This window comes from Humiphilus diazotrophicus (assembly GCF_059726315.1).
In genome coordinates, this window is the sequence record NZ_AP040870.1 from 5637268 (window position 1) to 5655273 (window position 18006).

The window sequence follows — 18006 nt, forward strand, 5'->3', positions numbered from 1 at the left end:
AATAAACGGGAGGGGAAGTTGGATCCAACCGAAGCAAAAAGCGAAAATCCTCATTCAATTGAGTACCTTGGCGAGCGGCAGTATCGCCAGCTCTTCGAATATAACCCGTGTCCGATGTGGATTGTTGGCGAGGACACGCTGGCGTTCCTGGAGGTGAATGATGCCGCCGTCCATCAGTACGGATTCACACCGCAAGAATTTCTGGGGATGACGCTCCAGGATATTACAGCTGCCGATAGTGATTACATGTCATTGGACGCTTCTGTGGAATGCAAAATAGGCAATCGTGCGTCCTGTTTTTACAAACATAAGAAAAAGGATGGAACGATATTCGAGGTTGAGCTTGTCTCTGACGATGTGATGTGGTCTAGCCGGAAGGCACAGTTGACAGTGGCCTTAGATATTACTGCACGCCGGCGTGCCGAGCTAGCCTTGCGCCAAAGTCAGCAGCTACTACAAGATATCAGTGATAATTCAACGGCCGTTATTCATGTTAAGGACTTGGACGGCTATTATCGGCTAGTGAACCGGCGCTTTTGTGAGATATTTCATCTCGACCGAAAGGAAGTGTGTGGTAAGACCGCTTACGATCTCTTTCCTCGGGAGGTGGCTGACGTCCTTCGAGAATCGGACCAGAGAGTAATTGCTGCTGGTCATTCTTTGACGGAGGAACAGTCAGCACCATTTGACGATGGCCAACATACATATTTATCAGTCAAGTCTCCCCTTCTTGACAGTTCCGGTAAGCCTTATCTTCTCTGCTCCATTGCCACCGACATTACCGATCGCAAACGAAGTGAGGAAGCATTGCGCGAAGCAGAGCAACGCTTTCGGTTGATGGCAGATTTCACCTATGACTGGGAGTACTGGGCCGGTCCAGATCGCAAAATGATATACGTAACCCCTTCCTGCGAGCGCCTTACCGGTTTTTCTGCAGAGGAATTCATGCAAGACCCCGACCTTGTGGTCAAGATTGTCCATCCTGAGGATCAGGCTGCCTTGTTGGCCCATTTTGAGGAGAGTTTTGAGAGTGAAAATCGGATCAAGGAGCAGAGGACTGTCATCGATTTTCGTATTATCAAACGTGATGGATCCATCGTTTGGATGAATCACACCTGCCGACCAGTGTTCGGCTCGGACGGGAGATGGTTGGGAAGGCGGATTAGTAATCGTGACATCACTAAGCGCAAAGAATCTGAACATCGCATTCAGCGCCTCAGCAGACTCTACGCCACTCTGAGTCAAGTGAATCAGACTATCGTCAGGATAAAAGACCGTGGCAGCTTATTTCAAACTATATGTCGAGTTACTGTTGAATTCGGAAAGCTTCAATTGGCCTGGATCGGTCTGGTTGAAGCGGATAGAGAACAGACTAGGCTTGTAGCCTGTTCTACATCTGCTGGAAATTGGCCAGAAGATAGTGTGAAGGTTAATGAGAACACATTATTTGGCTACGAATCCATGGATATGGTAGTGCGAAGCGGCAAGATCATGGTTTACAACGACATCTCGTCATTTCCAGAGAAATCAATTTGGCGCGAAGCGGCTTTGGCTCGAGGCTATCATTGTGCTGCAATTGTTCCAATCTATTGCAAAGGGAAGGTAGTTGGAACTTTCAATCTGTATTCTTCTACGCGCGGTTATTTCACCGACGAGGAAGAGATTGCACTTCTCGAAGAGATTGGCCTCGATATCTCATTTGCTCTAGATGCCATAGAAACGGAAGAAGAGAGACGGAAGACTAGAGAGGAACACTCCAGGCTCGAAGAGCAGTTGCGCCAGGCTCAAAAGATGGAGAGTGTTGGGCGGCTCGCAGGCGGAATCGCCCACGACTTCAATAATCTTCTAGGAGTGATCATTGGATACTCGGAATACAGCCTTCTTTTCATCCCAGGTGAAGATCCTCTGCGTGAAACGATACTGGAGGTAAAGAAGGCTGCCGGACGTGCAGCGGAGTTAACCCATCAACTTCTGGCCTTCAGCCGGAAGCAAGTTATAGAGCCGAAGGTATTCAATCTAAATACAATTGCCACTGATCTCAGCCGAATGTTAGAAAGGATGATCGGTGAGGATATCAAGCTGAATATGGCTTTGATGGAGGGGCTTGGACAGATAAAGGCTGATCGTGGTCAGATCGAACAGATCCTTATGAACCTGGCGGTGAATGCACGTGATGCTATGCCGATAGGTGGAAGCCTAGTAATCGAGACCGAGAATGTCGAACTTGACGATGCTTATGCGCGCGGCCATTTTACTGTAGCGCCTGGTTCATACGTGATGTTGGCTGTGAGTGATAGCGGGATCGGGATGAACGAGGAAGTTCAGAATCACATTTTCGAGCCCTTCTTTACTACTAAAGAACAGGGAAAGGGTACAGGCCTTGGACTTTCGACCGTCTACGGGATTGTCAAACAAAATGGCGGTTACATTTGGGTCTATAGCGAGATCGATAAGGGCACTACATTTAAGATTTACTTTCCGAGAGTCTCAGATGGAACAGAGATCGAAACAATAAGTGAGGAGGGTCAGTCTTTTGAAGGGACTGAAACAATTCTACTTGTGGAGGATGCTGAAGGCATCCGCAAACTCACTCAACAGTGTCTCGAGAGCAAAGGGTATACGATCTTGTCCTCGACTGATGTCCCTGAAGCACTCACCTTCGCCAAGGAGCATTCCGACCGAATCCATCTATTGCTAACAGACGTGGTTTTGCCCAGCGCTGGTGGGCCTGAGTTGGCGAAGCAATTCCTCCTCTTTCATCCTGAAGCTCGTGTACTCTACATGTCTGGGTATACGGACGACGCAATTTTGCATCATGGAGTTCTTGAGCCCGGCGTCGCTTTTCTTCAGAAACCATTTGCGGTGGACGACCTCTGGCGCAGGGTTCGCAATGTATTGGATTCGGATGAGTCTCGGAGCGGAAAAGATGTGCCGGACAGAAAGTAAGATTGTCCTCCACAATCGTTTTCGTGAAGGCACAGTCAATTTCCGTATTCCTGGAATAGTAGACGACAAGATCTCTTCGATGATTTGACTGTGGCGGCTTTGATTCTGCCTTTTATTTCATCTGGAGTAGGTGCTCGTTTATCTGAAGAAGCCTTCACTGGTATCTGTGCGAGGGCTGATTCCTCCTTTTATCGAAGTTTTGTCTCAACTTGCAGGAGGACATCCACCTCGGGTTCGAGGGGCGGCTAATAGAGAATTCATTGTCCCTAAATGCGAAGGTCGTGAATACAGAAATATTCTCAATTTGATCTTCCGCGTCGAAGTGGTTCTGTTGATGAATTCATTGACACTGGTGGGCGATGAATTCGCTGTGGAGTTGACGCTAAGATCCGACGAAAGCTGAATCTGGTAATGTGATATCTAGTGTAGTCCGTCGTTAATCTCATCATTTAGTCAAGGCAGACTTGGCACGAGAAACCTTTTCCAGGATGTCGTTAGTCGTCACTGAAAGTGCGCCACGAAGGCGCTTATGAAGTGGTCGTAAGACCACGAACAAGCAGCTCTGCTGCGTGAAAGATGGAGGCAGGCCCTCCGAGGACGGCTTGCAGGAGCAGTTCTCAAACCACCCAATGCTGCTTGAGGTTAACAGCTCAGGTAGTGAGCAATTGGGGAAAAGGCAGAGCATGACTCTGTCAGGTGAGATTCAGAAAGGCGAACGAGAGTGAACCACTGATGAGCTGTCGAAAACGACACAGATACCATCAAAACCCACCTGCTTTCAGAAGGTTGGGACAAAGTCCAGCGGAGACCTGTTTACTGGCTGGGTGGTGGTCGGCAGATAGGTGGCGCGATTCTGATTCAGGCTTTTATGCGGAACGTGGGAACCTGGCATTCCGATGCGAAGGGAGAAACCCGAGGGGTAGCACCCCAAGGGTCCGAGTACCGATGCGGAGTGCAGGGACGGATTGGCTCGTAGTAACGATGAAGTCTGGTAATGCGGACAGAGTGAAGGGGCCAAATTATTCAGCTGAGGATGTGAACCAACCTGCAAAGGAAGGAGTTTATGTCTGAGGCGAAACCGTACTATATTCCCAAACGCCTTGTTGTTGAAGCCTATCGGAGGTTAAGGCGAACCGGGGTGCTGGCGGTGTTGATGGCCAATCCATCTCGGCATTCGAGCAGGATCTGAAGGGAAACCTTTATAAGATCTGGAATCGCATGTCGTCGGGTAGCTATATGCCACCACCAGTCCGGCTCGTAGAAATTCCGAAGGCGAATGGAAAGAAGCGACCGCTCGGTATACCGACGGTAGCAGACCGGGTTGCGCAGATGGTAGTCAAGTTGACGTTTGAACCGGAGGTAGAGGCAATCTTTCACTCCGATTCATATGGATACCGTCCAGGCAAATCGGCATTAGATGCGATAGGAACAGCGCGCCAACGCTGCTTCCGCATGAACTGGGTCATTGACCTTGATATTCAGGATTTCTTTGGAAGCCTTGATCATGGTTTGATGATGAAAGCGGTAAAGCGTCATGCCAACTTGCCTTGGGTTCCTCTTTACATTGAGCGATGGCTAAAGGCCCCAGTTCAGATGGAGGATGGTACCATCCTTGACAGGAAAGCAGGAACGCCGCAGGGGGGAGTAATAAGCCCTGTACTCGCCAACCTATTTATGCACTACGCATTCGATGCTTGGATGGCGCGGGAATTTCCGAGTATGCCATTTGAGAGATATGCGGATGACGCGGTGATCCATTGCGCAAACTTATCTCAGGCTAAACTTGTTCTGCGTGCTATACGCCTGAGGTTGAAAGAGTGTGGTCTTGTGCTGCATTCAGAAAAGACGCGAATCGTCTATTGCAAAGATGGTTCACGGCGAGAACAGTACGAGAACATCTCGTTTGACTTCTTAGGGTATACATTTCGGCCAAGAGCAGCAATGGGAACAGATAGAAAGCTGTTTTGCAGTTTTCAACCCGCCATGAGTAACAAGGCAGCCAAGCAAATACGTGACTCCGTGCGTGGGTGGCGTGTGACAACATGGCAAGCGACACAATCAATCGAGGGAATTGCGCGGCTTATTAATCCTGCGGTGAGAGGATGGGTGGCATATTACGGTCGGTTCTATCGATCCAAATGCCTCAATATGCTAAATCAGTTCTTGATGACAACGTTGATTCGCTGGGCCATGAGGAAATATAAGCAGTTCCAAGGTCACCGGGGAAAAGCATATCGCTGGCTAGGCCGAATAGCTGCCAAAGACAGCAATCTCTTTTACCATTGGAGCCTTGGACTGAAGCCGTTGGTTGAATAATAAGAGCCGGATGAAGTGAGAGCTTCACGTCCGTTTCCGTGAGAGGCTGAGGGTGAAACTCCCTCGACCTACTCGACAAGTACTTTCAGGCATATTGTGGCCGGAAAGAGAAGGCATCCGGAGGTTGCCGGAGTTGCGAGGCGCTCCAGGAGCTGATCAGGCTGGGGAGGAAAATGCGCCAAAAAGCTCCGAGGAGCTTATGGAAGTTCATTGCGGCGGCTGCCAGGATAGCGTTGATCGTATTTCCGTCAGCGCCCTTCAGCCGGTTGCGCTCCAACCGGTGTTCGCTCTTCAAGTGTCCGATGCTCGGCTCGACTGCGGCTCGGCGTTTCATCCAGCGCCATAACGCTCGTCGCGTTTTGCCTCTTTGCCGCTTATCGACATGCACCGCGATAGCGCCATCGTAGTTGTGGCCTCGGTATCCCATGTCGACATGCACTTGGCTTACTTTGTTGCCAACCATGCTATCGACTTGCTTTAGCTGTTCGGCCAGCGTGTGACCGTCATAGGGATTTCCAGTAAAGCTCTTCGCACCGACGAACCATCCGCCGAGACTGCTTACCGCAACACTGACCTTGTTCCCAAATTCGTATTGCTTGCCGGCCTTGCCCTTAGCGATGCATTCCACTTCAGGCTCATGAACCGAGTAGATCTTGTTCTTGTCGTTCCTCTGTTGAGCGTGGATTCGATGCGCTGTCGCCAGTAACTTCGCAAGGGGATTAGAAGGGGTATCGATCTGGCGTTCGATCTCCCGAACGATGCGTCCCAATTGCGTCTTCAGCTTGCGCGTACAGGCGCGTGCGCGTTTCATCTGCCGTGCATGAGCATAGCGGCTGGACTGTATCAACAGGCGGCGACCGACATGCTCGTAACTTTGCTTGATGGTCAAGCCTTCTGTCCGTGCCGCCTTCACCAGTCGCTCGCGCATGCGTTGATAGAGCCTCGCATCGGTCGGGAAACGGATGGCTTTGGTCTGCACGGTTGTGTCCACGTTAATGCGCTTCAACTCCGAACGTCGAATCACACGCATCGCCATGCCGGCTTCAATGGTGGCGCGTAGCATCTGCTCGGCTCCAGCATCGCCCAACCGCTTGCGCCAGCGCGTCATGCTCGACGGATCAATCGGCATAGAATGCTGAAAATAACGCATGCCGCTGAAGTGTTGCCAGTAAGGATTTTCTACCCATGCTGCGACCACATCTTCATCGCTCAAATCCAGCTGGTACTTCAGGTAATGCAGTGCCACCATCAATCGTGTCGAGATACCTGGAGCACCCTGACTGGGATCATAGGTGCTACCCAGCGTCTGCTCGAACGACGACCAGTCAATGCAAAGACCAAGACGAACCAGTGGATGGTTCATGTCGATCAACTGCTCCAGATCGATCTGAAACAACTCCCGCTGTGGCTGCTTCGATTCCTGTTTCGGCCGCATTATTTTCCCCAGAAAATGCTTCGATTGGAACGCCTTCTAGGAAATTCTAGACCACCTATTCCCTCTTTCCATCTGGTTTTATGCGGCTTTTATAGGTTTTTCAGCGACGACTTGTTATCAGCGCTTTCACTGCTGTCGTATCTAACCTGTCCAGATCCGGCGGTGTGACGGGCGCATCACGCATGAAGGAACTATGCCATAACTCGTGGCCCAGTTATCGCGAAAACCTCAACGACTTACCTGCCAAGTTACTTGGCAAGATAACCTGATATCACACAGCCATGCTCAGAGGTGCACTGCGCACCGGCCGTCTCCAATCGATCCCTTCACATAACATTGCAAGTTGCGCACGCGTCAACGATATCGTGCCACTCTCTGCTTGAGGACAAACGAAATGCCCGCGGTCAAGCATCTTCTGCAATAGGCAAAAACCATCGTTGTCGTGCCAAAGAATCTTGATCCGGTCGCCACGACGCCCGCGAAAGATAAATACTTGCCCTGAAAGAGGGGTCTCCTGGAGAACGTTCTGCACCTGAGCACTCAAGCCCGTGAAGCCATAGCGCATGTCTGTGACTCCGGCTACAATCCAGATCTGTGTACCATCCGGAATCATCCGCGCAGACTCTCCAGTACAGAGCGCAACAGTGCCGCTTCGACGCGGCCCCTCACCCTAACTAGCACCTGGCCCGGAAACTCGATATGAATCTCCCCGCTCGATGGACCAGCAATAGAAACGTTGTGCTCTTCTCCGCACTCCGCCTGGTCCACTATCCTCACCGGCAGAAGTCGTGCCGCGTTTTGCTGCTTCTGTGGCGAGGACGCTTCGAGCAAACCGGACTGATACAGCTTGCGCCAGTGAAATACCTGGTTACCGTTTATCCCATGACGACGCGTTACAACCGCGACCGAAACACCCTCAGCCAAGGTCTCTTCGACAATCTGACGCCTTTCCTCCACCGTCCGATACCGGCGTCTTCCTGGGGACGCCACTACTGGCTGGATTACCGGCTCCATACACACTCCTCCCCAATCGCAACTTTACGCCGCCTTACAGACGAGCCTCGCCGAATCTCGCCTTAACCGCCAGACGGCCAGGAATACACGCTTACATTCGAAGTGTGTCAGTAACGAATGATGTTAGCGGCTGGCAGTTTGTGGCTGAGGGAGCGGTGCAGCCATATGAACAAACGGACAATTATTGGTGGCAGAGACAATGGCCCCATAACCGTGGATGGGGAGATCGTAATCGGTCATGGTACTACTTGACTACTCTGTCTCCCGCTACTTACTCGTCCTGTCCTGGTGCAGGCGGAGGGCTGCGCTATTTAGTATTGTCACTCTGCCGTTGGGTCGCTAATATTCGCATTTGCGACCCAAGTTGGTATGTACTTGTTCATTACCAGAGCCATTTCTCTGGAGGCGGGTTTGGGAGTGTTTTGTACTCGAACTTTGCGCCATATACGGCATACCAGTGTTGCCACTGAGAAATGATGTTCTCTTGTGCATCAGTCGGAGCGATGTATATTCGGTCTCGCGACATCCAATAGCCGAAAAAAGTCAAGCAGTCCTTATGGTGAAAAGTCAACCAGTATTTGCGGTTCTTTTCCACCTCGGAGTTTCCGAAAATATGTTTACTCTGGGCACAGAAGTCAATGCCGCCCGTCATGTATCGAAGCCCGCGAATCATCCATAGAACATGCTCCATCGAAGGCTTGTCCGCTTTTGCAAACTCATCAGAATCAGGTATGGGATGGAGGTCAGCAATCAACAGTCCTACGCTGATTTTTGGGGTCGCTACCAACTGTTTTATATCCGCTATATCGTCATCTCCTTGTGTTCCGAGACGAGCTACCCTTTGGGTGGACGTGATCTGTCCCGTTATCAGTTCTTGCTGAGCTAGAACTGACGGTGCTGTTAGTACTGTAAATATGAGAAAGGATGCTAGCTTATTTCTCATAGATGCCGATGAATGTCCTGTTTCCACGCGGTACATCGCCTCCCCCCTACATTTCTAAATGGTCCGTACGACTTGACTGGTACTCCTTGCCCATACCCTGCTTTCTTTGAAGGATGCTGCGGATTCTTTGGTTCTTCTTGCCGAATGAAGAAGTACTTCCCAGGTAGGCTTCCGTTACTCTCCTTCGCCGCATTCATGTTGGCATTCCACACCTGTTGCTCGATCGGATTGTCTGAGGCTGTTGCCCTCTTCACCTTGCTGTTCCGATCAGAAATATTCATAATGTTCTGATGGGCATCCTGGAGTTGTTGAGTCGAAGCGGAGTCCCACGTAGAAGAGCCGTATGGGCTCTTCTACGTGGGACTCCGCATTCGCAGCTCGTTCAGGGACAAGGCCAGCAGTTTCGCCATATCCGACTTCTGCCTTTTGTTCCTGCTGTTGCGCCGCGGCCTATTTCGGCTTTTTAGAAGAATCACGGGCACCTGCCCCCTTTGTGATGAAATCCTTCATCACCAATTTGATGTGTCGCTCGTTCTTGAAATCAGCAGTCACAACCACTTCTCCGGACAAGTCGAGCGGCGAATCATGAGATGCCCCTGGTTCTTTCTCAATGACCATGAACTCGCGCAAGAAGTCCGCATCTGTAGCTGCCCCTCCAACCTCGATTGAACCCTTGACAACGGTCTCCCAGGAAGGATCGTTATCGACTGACATATTCCAGCCGATGGGAATATTGGGTAGCAGCGCTATCCTCCCTGCCTTCACGTGCACCTCGAAACCGACTATGCGCTCTCCTGTGGTAAGGGAAAGCTTAGATACGGACACCGACATAATCTGCCCGCTTGCAGGCAAACCTGCGAACGTCATGAATGTCGCGGACAAAACAATCAACTGAAACGCTCTAATCATTTTCATCATGGCTGGGGCACCGTCACGGTTACAGGTACTCGATTGTGCTCTGATCCAGTCAGAGCTTTCATTGCGGTCGGGGTCAAGTCGATGACGATCTTTGGGTCTGGGCGCAGTGGATGCAGCGCTTTTCTATCGTCGCCGCGAGCAAACGGTCCCGCGTCGTTAACGGTCACGTGAATCGTAGTCGTAACTGAATTGCCTTTAGCGTCCTTGGTAGTGTATGTGACATCAACGACCTGACCATTCCTAGCTCTGTCTGACGTCATAGCTGCAGCCATCTTGGTGGAATCGTACGTGCCACCGTATGCCAGCTTCGCGCCGGGGAGTTTGTACTCCGTGGCGTCACCCGTCAAGGTCTTCGGCGGTTGTTGGCCATTGCTCTGCTGTTGGGCCGGTGTTTGGCCCTGCTGCCCTCCCCCTCCAGTCAACAGTTTTGACTGAGCCTCATCGTATGGTGCTGTTTGACAATACATGTTATCAAGTCCACATACAGCATCATTTGCAAGCATCGGAGTATGGCCATCAAGGTCCGATGCCGAGAGTGGATTATTGCCCGCGTAGGTATACAAATTTAGCGATTGTGGGGCGTCGATTTTGGAGTATGGAACGGGTTCGATCTTGGCGCTCCAGTCTGGTGTCAAAAATCTTCCCATTGATGATCCGAAGTACCGGGCCCCGAAATAATCATTGCCGGATTCAGTGTCACGTTCCTTGCCCGTAAAGTGATGCTCGGTTATATCGGGGCAATTCCCCGAAGGTATTAATGCATTACCATACGGCAGGCTCGTGTAGGTGGTCGTACATCCATCAGTGCCTATTTCTGCCCGTTTTGTTCCGAGCCAGTCATTCAGTGCAAAATGAGTATCCATTCCCGCGTAAGTTGCCAATAATCTTCCATTTGCAAATACGTTTGTGTGCAACCACCCGACTCTGCGATTTAGCTCGGTCAATTGTTTGCCATCCAAGTCCGTAATGTAACTACTGGACACCACAAAGGTATTATTAGATAAATTGCAGCTAAAGGAGGTAAGGGCTCCCTTTGCAACTCGACTGCCGTCAGGATTATAGACATATCCGAATACATTTCCTGATGCTTGTTTTACTGCGCATAGTCTTCCTTCGCCGTCATACATATACTGATTGATCCCGTCATTCGTCACATTACCGGCTGCATCATATTCGTACCCAGCGGTCATCAGTCCAGTACTGGATATCTGATTATTTGTATTGTAGGCAGACCAACTGGTTGGAGTTGGTGAATTCGTGCAAGGGGTGGAGGAAATCGCTTCCTGAGTCCGATTCCCAAATGCGTCATAGCTCCAACATGCATATTGGCCTTGATATGGGCCACTATCGGAGACTCCATTTACCAGACGGTTCAACGAATCATATCCGGGACTTTGGAAGGTCCAATGTCCCATCACGGAATCGGTATAAGATACAACATTCCCATTTCCTGAGTAGGCTCCAATATTGTAGCTATAGACTACTCCTCGTCCAATTGTCGGATCCGCACCGCCGCTCATCGAACCGCTCGATGGCAGAACGCTGAAGGATGCAGTGCCAAAGTGAGCCGTGTCATAGCTATTGGAACTGGAAAAACTGTAATTGGTAGAAGCGCCGGTGGTTTTGGCCATTACATTTAGTGTAGGCCCTGAAGCGATCACGGACACGGCACCGTTACCCCCAAAAACACTCTGCAATTTGCTGGCAATCGTGGAGATGGTGTCTCCGTTTCCATAGTTAATGGTCTGCGTCGTGCTTCCAATGGTCAGCGTAACAGTGCCGGAATCGTATACTGGGATACCGGACGCATCGGTCCCTCCAGTAAAATTGTTACCAGAAGGTGTTATTGAAAAAGAAGGTTGAGAGAAGATTGACGAGTTATAGCTGACGCTTGCGGAAAGTGGGAAGTTGGCCGAAGATCCAGTTTGCTTTGTTGTTAGAACAACAGTGGTCCCGGATACGCTTGAGGACACCAATATACTTGAATTCAGAGAAGACTGCAGCTTGGAGACTAAACTGCTTACTGAATCTCCTTGTCCGTAGTTGACAGTGGTATCTTTTCCATTGATTGAGACTGTTAACGATCCTGAATCGTAGGTTGTGATGGAGTCAGTCCCACCTGTCATAGGCACACTACTCGCGTCGAAGGATGGGTTCGTAAACTGTGAGTCGTCATGGCTGACACTGACTCCCACTGCATAGTTTACGCTTGAACCAGTATGTGCACTGGTCAGGCCAATTGTGTTGCCAGAGGCACTCGCTAAAACGGATGTGTTACAGTGCGAATTGATTGACTGAGCCAGGCTAAGTGCGATTGTTGCGATATTGTCTGGCTGACCCCATTGGTAAGCGGCAGCGCATCCGTTGATTGTTGCCGATATCCCGCCGGAATCATATACTGTTGAACCCGGAGAACCGTCTGTACCACCTGAAAGTGCCGGAGGTGCTGAAAACGAGATCTCATTGTCTGTATCGTAAATAGATAGTGAGTAGTTTGTTGCGCTGCCGGTACTTTTAGATCCTACTACGACACTTGAGCCCTGGGCTGATGCGCTTACAGGCATACTTCCTGAATTGATAATACTTGCGATCATTGATGCGATCGCTGAGCTAGAAATTCCCATTCCAGCATAGGAATTGTGCGCTGAAACACCATTGATAGTTACAGTGATTGTCTGCTGTGATGTAGTGTTTGCAGTTCCGTAAACACTTATCAAGGCGGAGCCTGCTTTAGCAGGTACGACGTTAATCTGCTTGGACTGCTCCAACCCGGAGATTGTGATTGTTCCCGAGCTAGAGGTTGCTGCCTTGGTTATCTTGCTTTGTTCGCCACCAGTGTTTGTGCTGATGGCTACGCTGCCTGTTGCTGCCGTTGCGGTCCCTTTGCTCTGCTCCGCACCTTGAATAGTCAGAGAGACGCTTCCCGATGTGGGGGCAACGGGCACGTTCCCAATATCATTTTCCGAGTGAATCCGCATCCTAGAATCATATGTGCGTGCCAGTTCTATTAGAGGATCATTAGTGCCGCTATTTACACCAAGCTCAGCAAACAACAATCCAGTAGGTCCGTAGCTTGAGGCGGCAAATAGTGTTGCCGGATGATTTGAATCCGGAGTCCAACTACTACTAATAGTACTAAGACGGTTTGCCCCGTCATAGCTGTAGGTAAACTGTATTGGCTGCGTAGGGGATCCATTGGTCAAGGTGTGAATATTTCCTGCCAGATCATACGTTGCATTTATAGCGACATTGTAAGAGCAATCTCCAGGAAGGCAGGAAGCTTTTTGGATGATTCGCCCCATCGGATCGTACGAGTAGGTAGAGGCTGCATTGATTCCGTTGGTGGAGTGTGTGAGCCTCCCGATAGCGTTCGTAACCCCAGAAACTGCATTTCCTTTCTCATCATTACCGTCATATCCGTATCCGATAGATGGCGTTGCGTCATCACTGTAATTTTTCCCAACAAGGCGATTAATTGCATCGTAGCTATAGCTGATTTTCACACCGCGATTATCAGTCTTGGAAATGATATTCCCATTTTCATCATACTCATAGCAGTTTGTCCATGAACCGCTTGTTCCTGAGCATGTAAGGCTTGGTGGCTTGGCCGCAGAAGCATTCTCTGGATTGTTAGCTGCAATCAGGCGAGAGAGACCATCGTAGGCAAACCTACGGGAGATAGAGGTGGTTCCAGTCCCGGACTGTACGGAGGAAATAAGATTACCGAGTACATCGTAGCCGTAAACTGTCTGCATAGAGGCGCTTTGACTGCTTCCATTCGGTTCCAATATCTTTGTCAGTCGCCCAAGATTATCCTTTGTGCGTTGCCATTGATTGCCTGATTCATCGGTAAAGGTGATTGTATTCCCATTGTAGGCCCAGCTCTCAATGGTCTGATCCGAATTCTCCTGAGCTATTAGCCGATCTAGTGCATCGTATCTGTATCTAGTTATTCCATAGGTGGCATCGGAAGTTGCTCGATATGGATTAGATGTGGTCCATACTCTCCCCTCGGCATCATAAGTAGTATCGACGTAGTCAGTTCCTCCATTATCAGAATTTATCTGAGTTTGGACCTTCCGTGACAGACCGTCGTGGATCTCGGTGGTTACTTTGCTAGTCGAAGAATCTATGGCGGTTGTCGTCGTAATATTGATAGGGAGAATCGATCCGGATGCACTCGGACAATATGAATTATATGCATCACTATATTGAAGACATGTCTGTCCTCTGTCGGGGTATTCGACTTTAATCCGTCGATCCATGCTGTCGTAAAAATAGCTGGTTCTTTGACTATTGGAGTCGACAAGAGATGCCAGTGTTCCCGTACAGGAGTTGTACCCTGCCTTTGTGGAATGGCCCAGAGCATCGGTCACTGTAGTAAGGTAGGCTGCGGTATTTGCACCTGAAAGGGAACAAGAAGCGTCTACCCAAGCATCCGCATAGCTGTATGTCGTAAGGTTTCCGCGTGGGTCCACGTGGGCTACGATATTTCCTGTATCATCATAAAAGTTCCTCTCGATCACCGCTTTCCTTGAACTCACCCAGCTGGTTGTACTAGTGGCATTACCTCTGGTAGTGTATTCCATTCCGTAAGCATTGCCGGAGATGCCGTGCTGGATGGCCCCGCTAATAGCCAGTGCAGCCTCATCGTATCCCTGTACCTTCTGTGCCAGCAGATTCGAGGAGCCATCAAAAACAGTCTCTTGAAGTTTTCGGTCGAGAACAAAAATCTTCGGCGACCAGTAATCAAGATTATTCGCCGAATTGGTTTTTAGCCATGAATAATTTGTCCTACGCAAGAGAGGACCTCGCGATCCCGGGCCGAAATCGTAGACTCTTTCCTCGATCAGATGATTCGGCTGAATTGTTGCAAAGTATTCACTGTTCTGTAACGTTCTGTCCGTCCAAGTGAAAGTATAGATACTAGAAGATCTGTCGTAATCCCATTGAATTTCACTCTGTTGCCCACTGTTGAGGGTTATTACCTTACGAGTGGGTAAGGGCGCTCCGACCCCCCCCTCGTATTCCGTTGCGATGCTTTCCAGCAAGGTGGATGTTCCTTGATAGATAGTCCGACTACCTTCGTATGGTGTCATCATCCAGTTTTTATTGCATGTTGCTGCAAATGTTGCGGTGGGGTAGCAAAGCCAGTCGAATTGAACAACTGTAGTATTTCCCGATGGATCGGTGATCCTTTCGAAGCCATTGTTTTCCATCGAGTCATCAACGGTTGGTGTATATGTTGTTGTGTTTTCACCTGACGTACAACTAAGGCTTGCGGGCGGGGTTGCTAAGCCTGCCGGAACTGCCACCGAAGAACATTCATGTTTAGCCACCACCTCACGGTAGTCTGCCGGAGCACTGCTCACTATATAAGAATTGCCCCATTTATAAGAATGGGAATAGGTGGCATATTCGTAGCGAGTATATCCGCCTGAGGGATAGGTGATCGCTATCAATTCGCCGAAGTTGTTATACTGAAACGTGTAACTAAGTCCATCTGGAAGTATCACCGACGACAACATCGTGCTTAGACCGCCTGCTGAAGATGTTGGTTCCGTGAATGTGGGCTTTAGGGCAAGATGTGTTTTGTAGTTGAGAGTGATAGTACGAGTTCTGCCATTTGAATCCTGGTATTGAATTGCCTGCTGAGAGCTGTTAGCATCTCCGCTAATTATAATTTTGCGCCCCAGTGTATCGGTAATGGTCGTCCGGTTGCTGCTTTCCGTCAGGTTTGTGACATTGCCGTTAGCATCAGCAAGGGAGGAAGCGGTTACAGAACTTGTGGAGCCGACACCGATGTTGCCGACAGCGGGACTAACGTTCAGAAAGAGAGACGTCGGAAAATATAGTTTTGAGCCATTCCGAAAGGAGATGCTTCCGTTGACAACATCAAGAACTTTTATATCTATAGGAGGATTGATGTCATGTGAGGCATTAGTTCCCATCGGGTGGTCTTCTGCCTGTTGCGGCACCCATGTATAGACGTCATTCCCAACCGATTTCCATTCTTCGCAACTTGTTCGTACATCTGGAAAGGAGTGTTTAGATCCATCCGGCATTTCGAGCACGAAGTTTTCCCAACACTGCATCATGTTAGTGCTTAGTGTTCCTGCCGCGTGCATCACACCTGTCGCAAATAGTACTGCCGTAACGGGTGTATTAAGCCGCCAACCTGTATCTCCAGTAAGCGAAGGAAGGTTGCTCTCTATGTCCCAAAAGTAGGTTATGGGTCCACCCGTAGTGGGATCGTATTGCTTAGGTGTCCAATTCTGGCTGTTATAGGAGAGCGAGAGCGCCAGTGTGTTTCCTGCCCGTCCTTTTAATTCGACGAGGGGAATACTCACGTTCAGATTCCCTGAAGAAAGATTAACCTTCTCCTTCGCCCCATCGTAAGACTCATATGGTTTGATTCCTGTGTCGTTGTTAAGATCAGGAGCGTTTACTTGAGCATGGGCGGCCAAAAACGTCACCATGAAAATGATCATGAAAGAGAAGAAAAGAAAAACACGTTTCACTTTCACGCTGGGAATAGATCGTGAAAAACATAGATAACTAAGGTATTCCGCACCATGGATTGCCATCTGATTCGCTTCCTTACTGTTCTAACAAGTCTTACTGCTCATCAAATGCCCTATAACGTCGGACGTTTTCTACAGGAAAGGTGTTGTCAATCATCTTATAACGCTTGTAATGTTTTGCTGTCATTGCTAGAGGTGCAGGCAATCAAACGACTGAAGAAAGTTGCCCTGAACTGGCTCCCTTTGCACTCCTTACGTTGGACTTCAATAAGCTGGGAAATAGTCGATAAAACTATTTACTTCTTATATCGACCGTTTAGGTTTACGCCCTGCTTGCCTGGTTGTCAATCTAAATATTTCGTAAATCTAGCCGATGTGAACAGTGCTATTATTTTTTAATATACTGGGATATCCGATCTGTTATGGGGTTGTGAGCCGGGATTTATGTGATCCTGCCTCGCTATAGCTAGTGATGTTAGAGAGCGGATCTTGAGCATCTCTTCTTCTAAGAGCCCTGCTCGGAGAAACGAGCTTAGTCTTTATCCCAGGCGATGCTCGCAGGGTAAGAGCGCGACGGTTCTGCGGCGTGTGCACGTGGTGTATAGGTAGACGGTGCATGGTCTTGACGCTGATGCCGGCTTTTAGTTACACCGGTTCAGGTCTGGATTCTGTCCTTTCCCACAAAACTTGCCCAGATAGCGCTGTTAGGTCCTCGAGTCTTTGAATCCAAAGAGGGCACATCCCGACTTCTTGGTGCTACTCGCGTTACAGTCAAGATAGTTGATGATAGAGAATTGAGCGATCACATTGAGCGGAATGAATAAGAACAAAACTCTCGCTGCTTATCGTTCAATATGCTCGTTTTTTGGTCAGCAATTCTAGATTGTCAATGGACAAGCTTCCTGGCGACGAGTTTTGGCCGGATCAACAGAAGGACAAATTCAAGCGCTATCGTCGTGAGACAGTGGTAGCTTCTTCTGGGCTGGTTCTTTGGAACCAATTTGATTTGGCAATTAGAGGTTTATGAAATGGCTGATGACTTAACGAAACGTGGTCCAGCTGACCGGGCTCGAATCAACGTTAAAGAACGCTATGAATGCCTCTGGTTCCCGTGTGGCTTGCCATGCTGCCGACTTCTGAGATACGAGCTACTGCCGTTTGCTGTGTAAATAATCATTAAAGCGATGAGCACTACTGCTCAGTTATTGCTTTGGGGCTTAAGATTGCTTCGTTCATCTTCCCAACAAGGCCATCCATCTCAAACGAAATGGATGGAAATTCCTGCTCTTGAAGCAACCCACGAGGTTCTAGGAGTTCGATCCGCTCGTCAAATCTGTCTGGAACATCGTGTTCAAATGTCACAATTACTTGTGATGTGGCAGGCAGATGCTTGGCAAGGAACGATATTCGCGAGATCATCGACCTGATTGCAAGCAACTGGTCATTGCCCTGGTGGTCAACACCGAGGGTTTTCCTCTCAGCTATGAGACTTTCAACGGCAACCGCGCCGATGTTAGCAGTCTGGAAGCGGTGGTGCGCATGGTGGAGCGCAAATACGGCAAGGCTCGGCGGGTATGGGTTTTTGATCGCGGCATCATCAGTGAAGAAAACCTGCAGATGCTACGCCGCCTACCTGCAGAGAGAGAGAGAACACTGTACTCGTGATCGATCAGATGCCCTGCTAAAAACGCGCTTTCCATCTAGAGAGTGCTCCCGGACGGCAATCCTGAAGAAAGATAACGGCTTCCTATATAATCGTCTTCCTGCGCTCGACGCGCAGATGCGCGTGAGGCCTTATTTCATGATCTGCTGAAAAAGTGAAAATTTCTGGCAGGGGTCCACTTCGTTTCACTTTATCGACCATTGGATTCAAGAGCTGCTTCCGCTTCGAGCTGAAGCAGTAACTTGGT

8 protein-coding genes and 1 pseudogene are annotated in these 18006 nt (G+C 49.4%); 3 read left to right on the forward strand and 6 right to left on the reverse strand.

From position 1 onward, the window contains the following. Positions 1-18: 18 nt before the first annotated feature. Both AC6I7T_RS23155 and ltrA read left to right on the forward strand, forming a co-directional pair. The gene (locus tag AC6I7T_RS23155) at positions 19-2946 is read left to right on the forward strand and encodes a PAS domain S-box protein (protein WP_497790133.1); all 2928 of its coding nucleotides are present in this window, start codon (positions 19-21) and stop codon (positions 2944-2946) included. A 1128-nt stretch (positions 2947-4074) separates the two neighbouring features. Next, a pseudogene (gene ltrA, locus AC6I7T_RS23160) lies at positions 4075-5262 on the forward strand (group II intron reverse transcriptase/maturase); the annotation flags it as partial. Between the two features lie 85 nt (positions 5263-5347). Here the strand turns inward: ltrA and AC6I7T_RS23165 are convergent. The 6 genes from AC6I7T_RS23165 to AC6I7T_RS23190 all read right to left on the reverse strand — a co-directional run bounded on the left by AC6I7T_RS23165 (position 5348) and on the right by AC6I7T_RS23190 (position 16051). After that, the gene (locus AC6I7T_RS23165) at positions 5348-6697 is read right to left on the reverse strand and encodes an IS5 family transposase (RefSeq protein ID WP_497790135.1); all 1350 of its coding nucleotides are present in this window, start codon (positions 6695-6697) and stop codon (positions 5348-5350) included. A gap of 271 nt (positions 6698-6968) precedes the next feature. Then, entirely contained in the window at positions 6969-7310 is a 342-nt protein-coding gene (gene tnpB, locus AC6I7T_RS23170) for an IS66 family insertion sequence element accessory protein TnpB (protein ID WP_497790136.1), read from the reverse strand. Beyond that, positions 7307-7711, reverse strand: a complete 405-nt coding sequence (gene tnpA, locus AC6I7T_RS23175) for an IS66-like element accessory protein TnpA (protein ID WP_497790138.1) — start codon at positions 7709-7711, stop codon at positions 7307-7309. Before tnpA ends, tnpB begins: the two co-directional genes overlap by 4 nt. A gap of 382 nt (positions 7712-8093) precedes the next feature. Next, the gene (locus AC6I7T_RS23180; protein ID WP_497790139.1) at positions 8094-8654 is read right to left on the reverse strand and encodes a hypothetical protein; all 561 of its coding nucleotides are present in this window, start codon (positions 8652-8654) and stop codon (positions 8094-8096) included. A gap of 450 nt (positions 8655-9104) precedes the next feature. Beyond that, positions 9105-9572, reverse strand: a complete 468-nt coding sequence (locus tag AC6I7T_RS23185) for a hypothetical protein (RefSeq protein WP_497790141.1) — start codon at positions 9570-9572, stop codon at positions 9105-9107. Then, positions 9569-16051 (reverse strand): RHS repeat-associated core domain-containing protein, encoded by a 6483-nt coding sequence (locus AC6I7T_RS23190; RefSeq protein ID WP_497790142.1) that lies wholly within the window; start codon positions 16049-16051, stop codon positions 9569-9571. Before AC6I7T_RS23190 ends, AC6I7T_RS23185 begins: the two co-directional genes overlap by 4 nt. 1431 nt (positions 16052-17482) lie before the next feature. Between AC6I7T_RS23190 and AC6I7T_RS23195 the strand changes: the two genes are divergently transcribed. Continuing rightward, on the forward strand, positions 17483-17761 hold the full coding sequence (locus AC6I7T_RS23195) for a transposase (RefSeq protein WP_497790144.1): 279 nt from the start codon (positions 17483-17485) through the stop codon (positions 17759-17761). Positions 17762-18006 lie beyond the last annotated feature (245 nt).

Bases quoted from the DNA above. Each gene is read 5' to 3' on its own strand.
- AC6I7T_RS23165 (WP_497790135.1), bottom strand. From the start codon at position 6,697: ATGCGGCCGAAACAGGAATCGAAGCAGCCACAGCGGGAGTTGTTTCAG.
- tnpB (WP_497790136.1), bottom strand. From the start codon at position 7,310: ATGATTCCGGATGGTACACAGATCTGGATTGTAGCCGGAGTCACAGAC.
- tnpA (WP_497790138.1), bottom strand. From the start codon at position 7,711: ATGGAGCCGGTAATCCAGCCAGTAGTGGCGTCCCCAGGAAGACGCCGG.
- AC6I7T_RS23180 (WP_497790139.1), bottom strand. From the start codon at position 8,654: ATGAGAAATAAGCTAGCATCCTTTCTCATATTTACAGTACTAACAGCA.
- AC6I7T_RS23185 (WP_497790141.1), bottom strand. From the start codon at position 9,572: ATGATGAAAATGATTAGAGCGTTTCAGTTGATTGTTTTGTCCGCGACA.
- AC6I7T_RS23190 (WP_497790142.1), bottom strand. From the start codon at position 16,051: ATGGTGACGTTTTTGGCCGCCCATGCTCAAGTAAACGCTCCTGATCTT.
- AC6I7T_RS23195 (WP_497790144.1), top strand. From the start codon at position 17,483: ATGCTTGGCAAGGAACGATATTCGCGAGATCATCGACCTGATTGCAAG.